Here is a 14,818-nt window from a genome sequence, read left to right on the forward strand (position 1 = left end):
TTTTTAAACTTGTCAAATACAAATTACTTATTTGTTGAATAGGTTATTTTGCAACAAACTAAAGGTGCAATTTAAATATATACAGCGTTATTTACTTAAATTTACTCGCATTGTTATGAAGATCAGCATTATTTTATCACTCCTGTTACTGCCGTTGTTTGCCTTTTGCCAGGAAGATTTTTCTCGTCATTACAAAATTTACGACACCCGAAATCAGAAAATAATATCCGTCGATGATATCATTAGCGACATGAGCAATGCAGGCGTCCTTTTCTTTGGAGAAGAACACAATGACTCCACCTGCCATGTTCTTGAGCTGACTTTTCTAACCAAATTAGCAGCAAGTTATCCCGGTAAAACGGCGCTGTCAATGGAAATGTTCGAAACTGATTGTCAGAATGTACTAAACGAATACCTGGAAGGCTTGATACGTGAAAAGAATTTTATTTCGGAAGCGCGCGCCTGGCATAATTATAAAGATTACCGTTCACTAATAGAACTGGCAAAAACACAACAAATACCCGTTTTAGCAGCAAATGCACCTGCCCGGTATGTAAATATGGTGAACAGGATGGGATTAACCAGTTTAGAAAAGCTAAGCAAGACAGGTCAAGCGTGGCTTCCGCCGCTGCCAATAGATACTGCAACAGGTGCCTATTACGAAAAGTTTCTGCAGATAATGGGTGGGCATAGCAGTAATATGGGCGGGATGCAAATGTACCAGGCGCAAAACCTGTGGGATGCAACCATGGGTTGGTCTATCGCACAATTCTTAAAAAAACATAAGGATTATAAAATACTACAGTTAAACGGAGGTTTTCACAGCGAAGAAAAATTGGGCGCAGCAGCGCAGCTAAAGAAATATTCATCAAAGGTCAGAATAATGAATATAGCTATATTTTCAGATGAAAACTTCGACAACCCCGACTGGGTCAAATTCAGCAAGAATAACGACTACATTATTTTGACCGATCCGAAACTTCCCAGGACTTATTAATTCAATACAAAATCACTCAATAAACATACCCCGACCAGCATAAACCAATCAGGGCATGAGCATATTTCTGTTATTAAACTATTATTATTTCCCTTTCGCCAGTAAATCTCTTATCTCAGTCAATAAAACTTCTTCTTTGGTAGGCCCTGGATCAGGAGCAGGCGCTGGCGCCTCTTCCGGTTTCTTAAGAGAATTAATCGCTTTCACTATCATAAAAATACAGAAGGCAACGATCAGGAATTCAATAAGCGTATTGATGAAGTTACCGTAGTTGATAGAAACATCAGCTATCTTTTTAGCAGGATCCCCCTCTTTAATAATAACCTTCAGATTTTTGAAATCAATTCCACCGGTGAGATAGCCTATCGGCGGCATTATGATATCATTTACAAGAGAAGTAACGATCTTTCCGAAGGCAGCACCGATGATGACACCGACAGCAAGATCGACTACATTGCCGCGCATGGCGAACTCTTTAAATTCTTTTACAATAGCCATAGTAAAAAAAGGATTTAGTGAATAGGATTGTTAGTTAATTAAAGATATTAAAATATTCTTTTCAAAAAAATATTATTACCCCGGCAAGGTAAACACTTATAACCAGATTACGTTAAAGGGATGTAAGCCGAATCAAAAAGTTAACTTTTTAGTTAACATTAATTGATGTATTTTTGGCCGTCTAATTATGTTAAAACAGAATCTTCAACAGAAACTTTTACAAAAGCTCTCCCCGCAGCAGATACAGTTTATTAAGCTGTTGCAGGTACCTACAGTATCGCTTGATACGCGCATAAAAGAAGAGCTGGAGGAAAATCCCGCGCTTGAAGATTTAAGTTTAACCAATCTGAACGAGCCCGAAGAACAATACCCTGACCGCGATCCGGAAGAAGAATCCTACAATAGCGATGAAAATGAAGGGCCGGCGGACGAATTCAATATCGACGACTACTTACAGGAAGACAATCTGAACGAATACGGTTCACGCTATGATCAAAATGGGGATGATGAGGATGACCGTAAAGAAATACCGATAGCTGTGCAGAGTTCGTTTTTTGAAAACTTACAGGCACAGCTCGACTTGCTTCCTTTATCAGATAAAGATTTCAGGATAGGTCAGCAAATTATCGGCAGTCTTGACGATGACGGATACCTTCGCCGTTCTACTACTTCACTTACAGATGATCTTGCCTTCTCGCAAAATATATTTGCTGAGGATGAAGAAGTAGAGGAAATGCTGAAGGTGATACAATCCTTTGATCCTCCGGGTGTAGGGGCGCGCAGTTTACAGGAATGTTTGCTGATACAACTTAGGCGGAAAGAAAACGGAGATCCAATCATAAAAAAGGCCATCCAGGTAGTTGAAAATTATTTGGAAGAGTTTACCCGTAAACACTACGATAAACTGGAAAAATCGCTAAATATGAACTCTGTTGAGCTCAGGGGCGTGATCAATGAAATACTAAAGCTCAATCCTAAGCCCGGTGATTCCAGCGAAGTTAACACCAAGCAAATGCAGGTGATACCTGATTTTCATATTTCCAATAACGATGGCACACTGGTATTGACCTTAAACGCAAAAAACGCACCCGAACTCCGGGTAAGCCGTTCATACCAGGAAATGTTTGAGCATTACGACAAGGCATCTCAAAAAGATAAAAAACTAAAAGAAGCGGTTCAGTTTGTAAAACAAAAGCTCGATTCGGCAAAATGGTTTATAGATGCTATAAAACAACGTCAGCAAACGTTGTTAAAAACAATGAATGCCATCATGCAGTATCAGTACGAGTTTTTCCTGACCGGTGATGAAAAGAACCTGAAGCCAATGATCCTAAAGGATATTGCCGACAGGATAGGTATGGATATCTCGACCGTATCACGGGTGGCCAACTCAAAATATGTACAAACCGAGCACGGCACTTTTCTGTTGAAATCCTTCTTCTCAGAGGCCATACAAACTGAAAGCGGCGAGGAAGTATCTAACAAAGAGGTGAAAAAGATACTGGAAGAACATATTGGCCGGGAAGACAAGCGACATCCATTGGCTGATGAAAAGCTGACAGAGATTTTGAAAGATGCCGGCTATAATATTGCCCGCAGAACGGTTGCCAAATACCGTGAGCAAATGAATATTCCGGTTGCAAGACTACGCAAAGAGCTCTAAAATTTCACCACCCATGTCGTGGCGACACTACCCGATCCTGGTTATTCAGCATCAAACCTATTACAATCTCGTGCGTGCCGTTGCTTACTGTACGCAAGGCAGAGGTCGTATAGTCGTAAGAATAGCTGATATTGATCAGCGAACTGATATTAAGACCCATAAGTCCGGCAACTGAATCCTGATTCCGGTAAGCCCCTCCTATCCAGAATCTATCTCTGAAAGCCAGCTTCATATTAACGTCAAAAGCAACTGGCTCTGGTTGTATAATTTTCAGCAGAGCCGACGGCATTAATGTTATATCATCAGATAAATACATTTTGTAACCAGCAGTCACAAAATATTGAGGCACAGTTTTGCTTTGGTTATAGCTTTTATTAGTAGTAGTAAAATATCGATTTTGAGATAACAATTGCTGGGCCGAAATACCGAAATAATAATCTGCCGAGTACCCCCAAACACCTATGCTTAAGTCGGGTTTCCATTGACTGTTGTTCCCATTTGTAATTGCCGGATCATTGGGGTTCTCCAATAATAGCTGAGAAGTATTAAGGCTAATATGATTCAGACCTCCTGCAACGCCAAGTGATAAATTAAAGTTGCTTGCCAAACCAAGATGATAAGCATAAGTTGCATTGATATTGGTGGTACTAATCGGACCGGCCTGATCGGATACCATCATAAAACCAATACCATGGTGTGGCTCGGCAGCTTCGTAGTTCTGGCTGTACAAACGGCTATAAGGGTTTGCTTCGTTGCCGGGCGACATCGAGGCTGCATCACCACGCACAAAATCCGATCCGAACGGCGCACTGACAGTCAGGTAGCTCGTTATCGGTGCTCCCTGGAGCCCTGTCCATTGGCTGCGGTAACCTGCTTTCAGATCAATATAATTTTCAATGCCTGTAACCGCCGGATTTAGTAAGATATTATTAAATACATATTGTGTGTATTGCGGTTTTTGCTGTGCATTGCTTAACTGAAATAGCAAAAGCAGAATAAACGTATGTAAAAGTTTTTTCATCCCTGATCAGCAATACCACACTATGTAAAAATGGACTTGGTGTTAATAAGGTTCTAAAAATATAAGGGCAACAACAAAAAGTAAAGTCGCTAAGCGAATATACCAAAACCTATTATCCCGGTTATCAGTAAAGGAAATAAAAAATTATTGCTTTTGTTTATTCAACTGAGCCAATTGTAGATTAGCCTGGTGCAATTTTTGAGCCAGGTCCTTGTTTTCACGACGCAGGTGATAAATTTCCAATGCGTTCTGGATGTAGAGCTTCAACTCGTCATTCTGCCAGGGTTTTACGAGGTACTTATAAACCTGCCCCCTGTTGATTGCATCCATTACTGCATTCATGTCTGAAAACCCGGTGAGAAGAATCCTGATTGTATCAGGATACACAGGTAAAATAGATTCCAGAAACTCAATACCGGTCATACCCGGCATACGCTGATCAGTAATGATTACTCCGATCTCATTAGTATCCAAAACTTTTCGTCCTTCTCGGGCCGATTGAGCCGTATATATGTCAAAATCGCGCCGGAACGCTGCCTTAAAACTATTCAGATTATTAATCTCATCGTCAACGTACAGTACTCCGAAAGACATACAATTAATTTTTTTAGAGTTTTAGGTATACAAACTTTAACTGAAAATATTCTTAAAAGTTTAATTTTCTGTGCATTTTTAATGGTAAATCATACCAATTGCGAAAAAGCCATTTGTAAAAATGAGAAAAATATTCCTAATCATATACCTTATCGTACAAAATACTTTGCTTTTTGCCGCTCAGGTAGATACTTTAACTATTCACGAAAAGGAAACAAAGCTTTTAACTCACAATTATTTTTTTGAGTTGGAAGACACTGCAAGTCGTTATAAAATCAATGATGTTATATCTAATCCCAATTTCCACCCCATTAGTTCCTCATTGCCCATACTGAATTACTCAAAACCGACAACCTGGCTTAAGTTTATACTAAAGAACAAAACAACAAGAGCATTTGTACCAATTAACATTGGCCCGGGCGTAATTGACAATTTTGACATTTATTATACCGACCCGGAGAAAAGCAAACATATAATTAGTTTGACCTCAGATATCCCGTCCCGCGATTCAAAACTTATTAAGCAAAATAACACCTTTATTAATTGTATCATTTTCCCTGATTCAATCCGTACAATTTATCTCAGGGTGAAAAGCAGCTCTCCAGGCGTTATACCAATTCAGATAAGCAGCGCTAACGAATATTTCAGAAGCGCAGATTTTAATAATATAGTTGCTGGGGGCTTTATGGGTATCGTATTAATAATGGCCTTCTATAATTTAATGCTTTACACCATTGTCAGAGATCTAAGCTATTTGTACTATGTTTTCTATATTATTTTTTTGGGTCTTTCCCAATTATTCCTGCGTGGCTATGGTATTACTTTCTTTTTAACAAAAAAGGCCATCTTAAATAACTATTTCATACCCTTCACCAGGATATTTTTCGGGTATTCAGTATTGCTATTTACATCTGAATTTCTTCAGCTCAAACAAACGCTTAAATCTTATTTTAAATTCTATTACCTGCTTTATGCTTTGTATACGGCAGCCTTTATCGCAATTATAACCGGGTTTGTATTATTTGCTTACAATATCATCACCTACTCGAGCGTGATAACCGCTGTCTGTTTATTATTTATAGGCGGGATACTATACTTCAGAGGTTTTAAGCCAGCAAAATATTTCATGATTGGCTGGGGCATTTTTTTGGTGTCGGTACTGATAGCTGTAGCCCGAAGCAGGGGGTTTATTAAGCATAATGATTTTACAGCCAATATTGTGCTTTATAGCGCTTCTGTTGAATTAATGCTCTTCTCAATAGCCCTTGCAGACAAGATCAGGTTTTACCGCAAACAAACAATTGAAATGCAGCAGCTTTCTCTTACGATAGCCAGGGAAAATGAACGGCTGATCACTGAGCAGAATATTCTGCTTGAATCAGAAGTCAATGCGCGGACCAATCAATTGATAAAAACCAATCAAAACCTTTCAGCGACAATCGAAGATCTCCAGTCGACCCATACAAAGTTGTTAGAAACCGAGAAGATGGCCTCTTTGGGCCAACTCACAGCCGGAATTGCGCACGAGATTAATAATCCGATCAACTTTGTCAGTTCAAACGTAAAACCATTGCGGTTAGATTTTCTGGAGATATTTTCTCTGCTGGATAAATACAAAGAAGCAGGAGAAAAACCTGATAAAAAAGAATTACTCGACCTTGCCAATCAATATAAGGAAAATATAGATGTTGATTTTCTGAAGAGTGAGATAATGAGCCTGCTCGACGGAATTGAAACAGGGGCTCATCGTACTACAGAAATTATACAAAGCCTGCGTACGTTTAGCCGCACAGACGAAAAAATACTTAAACTAACAGACATCAACAAATCCGTACTAAGCACGCTGATATTGTTAAGGAGTTCGATACCCTACAATATTGAGATTAAACCAGTGTTGAGTAAACTTCCTTTATTGAATTGTTATCCGAGCAAGATCAATCAGATAATGATGAACCTTATTAACAATGGCATACAGGCCATAAAAGCCAAAGAAAGTCAGAATAATGAATGCATATCGATTACCACTTTCGACAGTACAGAGAATATCATTATTCAGATAACCGATACAGGAATTGGTATGAATAAAGAAGTAAAACAAAAAATATTCGACCCATTCTTTACCACTAAGGAAGTTGGAGAGGGAACTGGCCTTGGCCTGTCGATTGTATTTGGCATAATCGAAGACCACCGCGGGAAAATTGAAGTACAATCTGAACCCGGCGAAGGAAGTACATTTACTATTATTCTTCCTAAAGACCTGGAGTGAAGATTTTAAAAAAATTTATCCGGATTTGGTACAAGATTCAAAAATGATTCGATGTTTTCCTGATAATGTGATTGATCCAGCCGATAGTAGAATGCACCTTTTTTAGACGATGCTTTATCTTTTTCCGGCAATTTCACCAGCAAACCTGTTGAAAGCAACTTACGGCTAAAGTTGCGGTCATCAAACTCGGCTTGATATACACCTTCATACAATGCCTGCAATTGTGGTATCGTAAATTTCTCGGGCAATAATTGAAACAAAATAGGGTGCAAAGCAGCTTTATAACGCAGTTGCCGTAATGCCAGTTTTACCATTTCAGCATGGTCAAATATGAGGTCAGGCAATTCGTTTAGTAAAAACCATTCAGGATGGTACTCGTCGCTTATCTGCTGTTCATACTGATGTATATCGATCAAAGCATAATAAGCCACTGACAGTGTTCTTTCAACGGGGTCACGGTTGGGCTTACCAAAAACATGGAACTGATCCATGTATACATTTTTCAAGCCTGTACGCTGTTCCAGCACACGTATAGCGGCATCTTCAGGCGATTCATCCGGTTGAATAAACCCTCCCATCAAACTCCACTTGTTTCTTTCAGGCTCAATAGCCCGTTGCACCAACAGCAGTTTTATATTCCAGCCATCGAATCCAAAAATGATACAATCTGTTGCAACTAAAATTCTTTTGGCGCCGGTATATCTCTGCATAAAAAGTGTTTGGTTTACAATTGTAAAAATAAATTCGAAGTATTAAAAATTAATACGTTACCCTTTTTCTAATATTAATCTAATCCGAAATTAAAACAATTTTCAAAGAAAGGTTATATAAAATAGATTGTAATATGATAGATTTAACTTGTAAACCACTTAGATGCCTTTTAGCTGTTTAACTTTGGCCAGATAGTAGCTCAACATAAGATAAGAACCTGTTCAAAATGTCCGAAAACATATTCAACTAAATCAACATAATCTAACTAAATCTCACTCCTAAAATGAAAATTGCTATGCTTGGTTCGGGCTTTATCGCCCGCTTTTATGCTGACTCGCTGAATGCACAGCGTAGAAAAGATACCCTGGTCAGCGTGTATTCACGCAGTATGGAAAGAGCCGAAAAATTTGCTAAAGATTACGGTCTGCCCCATTACAGTAACAGCCTGGCTGAAGTAGTAGAACACCCTGATGTTGATGTGGTGGTGATTGCTTTATCCAATGACCTGCATTTAGAAGCCGTTGAGGCATGTGCCAAAGCCGGCAAGCATGTTCTTTGTACCAAACCATTAGGCCGTACTGGCCAAGAAGCTAAAAAGATGATGCAACTGGTAGAAAAAGCTGGCATTATGGGCGGCTACCTGGAAGACCTTTGTTATACCCCTAAGTTCCTGAAATCACTTAATAGTGTAAAGGCCGGAAGCATTGGCCGCGTGCTGTGGGCAAAATCAAGAGAAACCCACCCCGGCCCGCATAGCGACTGGTTTTGGAATATAGAACAGTCAGGTGGCGGCGCTATTGTCGACCTGGGCTGTCACTGTATTGAGATAGCAAGAAATTTCATTGGAAAAGATATAAAACCAGTTGAGGTGATGTGCTGGGCAGCAACACAGGTACATCCCATCGCAGCTGAAGACCATGCAATTGGTTTAGTAAAATATGCCAATGGCGTGATCGGTCAGTTTGAAGTAAGCTGGTGTTTCCGTGGCGGAATGGACTTGCGCGACGAGGTAATGGGTAGCGAAGGCACTATCTGGCTGAACAACTTCCTGCGTACAGGTTTTGAAATGTTCAGTACAGGAAAAGGCACTAATTATGTTGCCGAAAAAGCTGAATCGAGCAGCGGCTGGTTATTCCCTGTTGGCGATGAGGTACATGAACTGGGCTATAGCCATATGTTTACCGATATGTTTGAGTCAATTGAACAAAAACGTGAGCCGATGGAAAGCTTTTATGATGGCTATGTGGTAAATTGTATCATCGATGCAGCGTACCGCTCAGCAAAATCGCGCAACTGGGAACCAGTGCAATTAGATGTATGGCGCGGCCGGACTGATGTGACCGAAGGACATGACTTCGCTTCATATGATGAACAGTATTATCTCATTAAAGAAGAGATCCTCCCAAATGGCGAAAAGAAACTAATCCTAAAAGACAAGAAAACCGGGGCAGTTGAGCGAAGGGACTTGTGATAATTAGTTAAGTAGTTGATTGGGTTGACTGAGTTAACTCAATCAACTATTCTCTGTTCAACTCAATCAACTAACTCTTTTGCCCTGCAACAACATATTGATTGCATGATCCAACGATCCGGCTGGTATTACCTCACCTGAGTTAACAAAGTATATTTCATCAGCGTTCTGAATAGTATTGAGTCTGTGCGCGATGATGACACGGGTGGTAGTTTTTGGTAGTTTTTCGAGGATATCACTCAGTAAACGCTCTGTGATGGTGTCAATATTTGCCGTGGCCTCGTCCAATATCAGCACTTCTGGGTTACGCAAAACCGCACGCATAAAAGCAATTAATTGCTTTTGACCTAGGCTGATGCTATCACCAGATGACAATACCTTTGTTTCAAGTCCGTTCTCAAAAATAGCCAGTAAACTGTCTAAACTTGCCTCACCAAGTGCCTGTTCCAGTTCTTCATTGGTTGAGTCTTTATACAGTTCATTACCATAAAGAATGTTTTCTTTAACAGTGCCGGTAAACAGGAACGGCTCCTGCAAAATAAAACCGATCTTTCGAGTCCGCACCTCGGCGTCATAAGAGCGTATATCTTTCCCATCAAGAAAGACCGTGCCCTGTGTCGGGTCATATAAGCGGGCAATCAGAGAAGCTGTCGTTGTTTTACCGCCACCGGTCGGGCCTACCAATGCGTAAGTTTTACCCCGTTCCAATTTGAAATTGATATTATGCAGTATCTCATTGCCACCCGGGTATGCAAAGCGTACGTTTCTGAATTCCAATAATGCGTCCGACGTTTCTTTAAATTTCTCAGTCACCGTTACAAGGTTGGTTTCCAATGAAAGTATTTGCGATACTCTATCCCACCCCGCCATAGCAGTCTGAAAGCTTGTCCATAAGGTAGCCAATTGTCTTAATGGGTTATAAAAGCTGTTAGCGTAAGAAAGATAACTCACCAGCAAACCCACACTAAAATCACCTATTGATATTAAATAAATACCATAAGCTAAAACAATCAATTGAGCCGCACCAGCAAGTAAGCTATACACCGGTAAAAAAATATTATTGGCGATTCCGGCTTTTAAGGAGGTGGCATAATTGTCTTTATTCGCCTCGTCGAAACGTTTGCGGAAATAATCGCGCCGGTTAAAGGCGATGATCACTTTAAAATTGTTCAGGCTCTCCTGTATCTCCGCACTCATCGCTCCCACACTCTTTAGGTTGACCGCATTCTTTCTTTTTATCCATGGAGATAATATTTTAGTAAATATCCAGGCTAATGCTGCCGGAGCAACAGTTGCGGCCCCCAGTTTAAGATTGATACACAATAAAAATATACCAGCCCCGATCATTATGGAAAGGTTGCCTATGAACTGCATCAGAGACTGACTGAAGAAGGTATTTATCTTATCCGTATCGTTATTCACGCGCGAGATCAGGTCACCGGCTTTGTTTTGATTAAAGAAAGCAACCGGCAGCTGCTGTAGTTTGTTGAATATGGCGTTTCGCAAAGTATAAAGCATTCGCTGCCCCACTCCACCCATCAATTTAGTTTGAAGGTAACTCGCTACCAAACCACAGAAATACATTCCCAATAGAATAGCCGAATAGACTAATACACCATGATAATCGTGAGGAATCACATATTTATCGATAGCATGCCCGATCATTAATGGTCCAAGCAAATTCACCCCCGAGTTAATAAGAATAGCTATCAACGCAAACCACAGAATTTTGCGCTCATGCCTGATCAGCTCCAGCAGCCTTTTCAGTGCTGCCAGGGTGGATGTTTTTTCCTGCTGCGCCGAAAATTTATTTAGATCGTAATTCATAATTGCTGGTACTTTGCTGTGAGTTAAATATCTGTACGTACTCTGTGCAGGTATGTATCAGTTGGTCATGTTTGCCTGTAGCTACTATTTCGCCTTCCATCAACAGGATGATCTGATCATATTGCTCAACCGAAGCTATTTTCTGTGTTACTGAGATCAATGTCAGTCCCGGATAATTCTTGTGTACATTCTCCAGGATCTTCTTCTCGGTATTGGTATCTACGCGAGCGGTAAAATCATCCAGCAATAAAATCTTCGGATTTACAGCCAATGCCCGTGCCAGCATAATACGCTGCTTTTGCCCACCTGAAAGACTTGCGCCACGTTCTGAAACTACAGTGCTCAATTTTTCAGGTAATGCATTAATAAAATCGTGCAACTCGGCAGTATCAATGGCTTTTTGCAGCGATTCGTCGGTCACCGTATCACTAAAGGCAATATTCTCACGAATACTCATATTGAATATAATACTATCCTGGAACACAAATCCAACCTGGCTGTGAAAGGCTTCGCTCTTATAAGCGTCGATCGGCCGGCCATCAAATTCTATCGTACCGGAATTGGGTTTTATCAGACCGGTCAGCAGATATAACAACTGTGATTTGCCAGCCGCGGTTGGGCCTATGATTGCTATTTTTGATCCGGCTTCAACCGAAAAAGAAATATCTTTTAAAGCCGGCTTTTGACCATAAATCACATTTACATCTTTCAGCTCAATATTGCCTTGCAGTGGTTCGGTAATTGTCCCGGTTTGCGGAGGCTCTGGTGCATTTAATACCCCATCGATACGCTCAAACGAAGCGGTGGCCTGGGCAATAATATTGCTCATAAAACCTATTACCAGGATCGGGAAAATCAATTGCACCAGGTAACTGTTAAATGCAGCGAAATCACCCAGTGACATGGTTTTGTTTATCACAAAATGCCCCCCTAAAACCAATATAGAAAGTGTGGCCATATTAGCAGTAAAGGTGATAACGGGGATCAGTCCTGCAAACAATCTCAGGATGGAAAGCCCATAATCCCGGGCCTTAGTATTGGCCTTCAGAAATTTATCAAACTCCAGTTGCTGGGAGTTAATCACCCTAATCAAAGCAGAACCCAGAATACTTTCATTGATGACCTTATTCAGCCAGTCGATCACCGCCCGGCTTTCTTTAAACAATACTCTCACCTTTTTTAGCACTACGGCAAATGTGATACCGATGATAGGGATGATAGCAATCACACACAAAGCCAACTTCCAGTTAATGGTTAGCAGCATGATGCTTGCACCGACAATAATAAACACCGATGATACAATAGAAACCAGTGCCTGCGACACGAACATTTTGATCGAATCGACATCACCGGTAAGATTGGTTAATAGTTTCGAAGGGGAGATTAGGTCGATAAACCCATTACTCTGTTTTGATATCTTTTCTGATAACCGGGAGCGCATATCGCGGGCTACTTTCTCAGAAGCATAGGTTTGAATAATACTTTGCAGATAGGAAAATATGAAGATCAGCACCATCGCTATTGAGAATTTTATAATAATCGGGCTTAAATCGAAATGAAACGATCTGCCGAAATGTAAAACGTAGGCTTTAATGTAGTCATCTATTCCGTGCGATATGATCTTTGGCAACCATAAGCTGATACTGTTACTGATGAGTGCAAATAATATCAGCAGCATTACCAGTCCCTGGTATGGTTTTAGCAGACTGAAGATGCCAGGCTTTTTATCTTTTTTTGGTTCTTTTTCAGGCATATATGGTTTAGTAGTCTTCTTTTGGCTTGGTAAAAATAATAAAGCTTTGTTAGGGTTGCCGCGAAATTAAAAATCAATTCGCGTGATGAACGTCTTTACAGACAAAGACGAATGAGAATAAAAAAGATTTTAAAAAATCCCGGATTATGAATTTTCCTGCTGGTATTTGTAATGAAGGTGCTTGATTGTCTCCTCAGATTCTGAGTCAGCTGAAATACCATAACCAGAAACCAACAAGCCTTTTAAGCCTGATTCAGAGGCTAGTGCATACACAGTAGCTTCATCTCCAGGATCTGACTGTCCTTCGTACCGATACAGATCAGCTATCTCAAAGTCCGCGGCGACGTATTCTTTTCCATCGGCAACAAGCTTATCTTTTTGCAGGTTAAAATCCAGTGTGTACCCCTTTTTATGAAGTTGCTCAATAGCCTCTGTTATTGTAGCATAGTGAAATTCTTGTTTCATAGCAAATAATGGTTTGGCCGGTGCAATATAGAAGTAAATTTACCCTAAATAGCCGAAATCAGGAATTTTATTGTTGGTTGTAGCATTCTTAATAATGAACACGTAATGTCTGATAAAGGTTATATTTACTAAACGAATTACTATGAAAATTTACAGCAACCCATTAAATAGATGGACCGCATTGTTGGGCATAGGTTGTTTTATATCACTGGTGTTTACTTCATGCTTAAAAACCAAGAATGATTACACACCTCCCCCATTAGCTTATGTCACTTTTTTTCAGGCATCGCCCGGCGAGCAACCTTTGGATCTTTATTTCAATAGCAATAAAGTCAACCAGACCCCTTTGAATTATGGAGACGGTATAGATTATTTCCAGGCCTACCCAGGTTTGCGGACTGTAAATCTTTATCATACCGGTGGCACGAGTTTAGTTTATTCTGACACTATCACATTAAAGCCCAATATTGCCTATTCACTATTTATGGTGAATACAGCATCCAATCCCGGAATACTACTGGTCAACGACTCGATCAGTCGGCCCTCTTCCGGAATGGCGACTGTACGATTTATAAATGTAAGCCCCGATGCGCCAGCCGTCGACCTGGCTGTTAAAGACAGTGCCGCTTTTGTGAGCAATAAAGCGTTTAAAGGTTTTTCATCATTTATTCCAAAAATTGCCGGTAAGACCTACACTTTCGAAGTACGCCGGCACGGGACAAATACAGTTTTGACAACGCTTTCGGGGGTAACCCTGAACAGTGGTCTGGTATATACTATATGGCTGCATGGCCTTGCCAATACTGCTATACCGGAAGAGCAACTAATGGCAAGCATCGTAACAAACGCGTATTATTAAACATTTCCTACACCTGATATTGAAAGCAGGCACATTTGTGGTCTGCTTTCTTTTTTTGCTCTCTCTCACTTCGATAAAATACTATCAAATTGATCTGTTTCAAAAGGTGGGCGGAATTTCAACAAATTTGATTTTGACATTATTTCAGATTGTCAGTTGAACCTGAAAATTAATTCTGGCATTTTATTAAAAAGCAATTTTTATTTTACTTTCATTAAAGTTGCAGTACTGTTTCAATTTTGATAATAGTGTCCTATCATGCTGATATTATTTACAACAAAACGATATTTTAACAACAAAAGATAATCAGTGTAAACAATACAATATCAGTCATTTATAAAACATTTTACAATCCTGACCGTAGTAATGGCAATAAAATTGCTGTAAATAGTCATCTAAATAATTAACATGACAACATTATACCTGGTGCTTGAAATAAGTGCGCTACTATTAGTTATTATTCTTCCATTGCGGGGGCCAAGGAATAGCAAACAGAAAAAAACAAACCCAATGGAATTAAGCGAATGGGCAATTGATGAAAACGGCGACCTACAGAGTTACGTTAAAAAAGACGAGCCGGATCATCACCATCATGCATGACAAGTCTTTAAAGATCATTGACTAGTCCTAAAAAAACGATACAGGATTAATAATAAATAAAAGTACAATATTCAAATAGCAGCAAGATTATCC

13 protein-coding genes are annotated in these 14,818 nt (G+C 40.0%); 6 read left to right on the forward strand and 7 right to left on the reverse strand.

The genetic code is table 11. The features are described 5' to 3' along the window. Positions 1–115: 115 nt before the first annotated feature. Positions 116–997: a ChaN family lipoprotein gene (locus Q3A68_RS22015; RefSeq protein WP_302903302.1), complete on the forward strand. Its 882-nt coding sequence runs from the start codon at positions 116–118 to the stop codon at positions 995–997. 84 nt (positions 998–1,081) lie between these two features. Here Q3A68_RS22015 and mscL read toward each other — a convergent pair whose 3' ends face one another. After that, positions 1,082–1,495: a large-conductance mechanosensitive channel protein MscL gene (mscL, locus tag Q3A68_RS22020; RefSeq protein ID WP_302903303.1), complete on the reverse strand. Its 414-nt coding sequence runs from the start codon at positions 1,493–1,495 to the stop codon at positions 1,082–1,084. Positions 1,496–1,682: 187 nt separating this feature from the next. Between mscL and rpoN the strand changes: the two genes are divergently transcribed. Further along, complete coding sequence (gene rpoN, locus Q3A68_RS22025; protein WP_302903304.1) at positions 1,683–3,158, forward strand: RNA polymerase factor sigma-54; 1,476 nt, start codon at positions 1,683–1,685, stop codon at positions 3,156–3,158. Between the two features lie 4 nt (positions 3,159–3,162). Here rpoN and Q3A68_RS22030 read toward each other — a convergent pair whose 3' ends face one another. Next, positions 3,163–4,179: a PorP/SprF family type IX secretion system membrane protein gene (locus tag Q3A68_RS22030; RefSeq protein WP_302903305.1), complete on the reverse strand. Its 1,017-nt coding sequence runs from the start codon at positions 4,177–4,179 to the stop codon at positions 3,163–3,165. 144 nt (positions 4,180–4,323) lie between these two features. Next, positions 4,324–4,773 carry a response regulator gene (locus tag Q3A68_RS22035; protein WP_302903306.1) on the reverse strand — a complete coding sequence of 150 codons (450 nt, stop codon included), beginning with the start codon at positions 4,771–4,773 and terminating at the stop codon, positions 4,324–4,326. 121 nt (positions 4,774–4,894) lie between these two features. Here Q3A68_RS22035 and Q3A68_RS22040 point away from each other — a divergent pair, with 121 nt between their 5' ends. Next, positions 4,895–7,039, forward strand: coding sequence for a sensor histidine kinase (locus Q3A68_RS22040; protein ID WP_302903307.1), 2,145 nt, complete (start codon positions 4,895–4,897; stop codon positions 7,037–7,039). Between the two features lie 5 nt (positions 7,040–7,044). Here the strand turns inward: Q3A68_RS22040 and Q3A68_RS22045 are convergent, their stop codons facing one another. Further along, on the reverse strand, positions 7,045–7,749 hold the full coding sequence (locus tag Q3A68_RS22045; RefSeq protein WP_302903308.1) for an NUDIX hydrolase: 705 nt from the start codon (positions 7,747–7,749) through the stop codon (positions 7,045–7,047). Between the two features lie 284 nt (positions 7,750–8,033). Here Q3A68_RS22045 and Q3A68_RS22050 point away from each other — a divergent pair, with 284 nt between their 5' ends. Beyond that, on the forward strand, positions 8,034–9,221 hold the full coding sequence (locus Q3A68_RS22050) for a Gfo/Idh/MocA family protein (protein ID WP_302903309.1): 1,188 nt from the start codon (positions 8,034–8,036) through the stop codon (positions 9,219–9,221). 66 nt (positions 9,222–9,287) lie between these two features. On the opposite strand, the gene Q3A68_RS22055 is transcribed toward Q3A68_RS22050, so the two are convergent. The 3 genes from Q3A68_RS22055 to Q3A68_RS22065 form a co-directional block, all read right to left on the reverse strand. After that, positions 9,288–11,048, reverse strand: a complete 1,761-nt coding sequence (locus Q3A68_RS22055) for an ABC transporter ATP-binding protein (RefSeq protein WP_302903310.1) — start codon at positions 11,046–11,048, stop codon at positions 9,288–9,290. Continuing rightward, positions 11,029–12,801 carry an ABC transporter ATP-binding protein gene (locus Q3A68_RS22060; RefSeq protein ID WP_302903311.1) on the reverse strand — a complete coding sequence of 591 codons (1,773 nt, stop codon included), beginning with the start codon at positions 12,799–12,801 and terminating at the stop codon, positions 11,029–11,031. The genes Q3A68_RS22055 and Q3A68_RS22060 overlap by 20 nt, the downstream gene beginning before the upstream one ends. A gap of 144 nt (positions 12,802–12,945) precedes the next feature. Continuing rightward, positions 12,946–13,266: a phosphoribosylpyrophosphate synthetase gene (locus Q3A68_RS22065; protein ID WP_302903312.1), complete on the reverse strand. Its 321-nt coding sequence runs from the start codon at positions 13,264–13,266 to the stop codon at positions 12,946–12,948. Between the two features lie 142 nt (positions 13,267–13,408). On the opposite strand from Q3A68_RS22065, the gene Q3A68_RS22070 reads away from it, so the two are divergent. Together Q3A68_RS22070 and Q3A68_RS22075 are read left to right on the forward strand one after the other, a co-directional pair. Then, complete coding sequence (locus Q3A68_RS22070; RefSeq protein ID WP_302903313.1) at positions 13,409–14,125, forward strand: DUF4397 domain-containing protein; 717 nt, start codon at positions 13,409–13,411, stop codon at positions 14,123–14,125. Positions 14,126–14,533: 408 nt separating this feature from the next. Then, on the forward strand, positions 14,534–14,725 hold the full coding sequence (locus Q3A68_RS22075) for a hypothetical protein (RefSeq protein WP_302903314.1): 192 nt from the start codon (positions 14,534–14,536) through the stop codon (positions 14,723–14,725). Positions 14,726–14,818 lie beyond the last annotated feature (93 nt).

This window comes from Mucilaginibacter tolerans (assembly GCF_030519375.1).
GTDB lineage: Bacteria > Bacteroidota > Bacteroidia > Sphingobacteriales > Sphingobacteriaceae > Mucilaginibacter.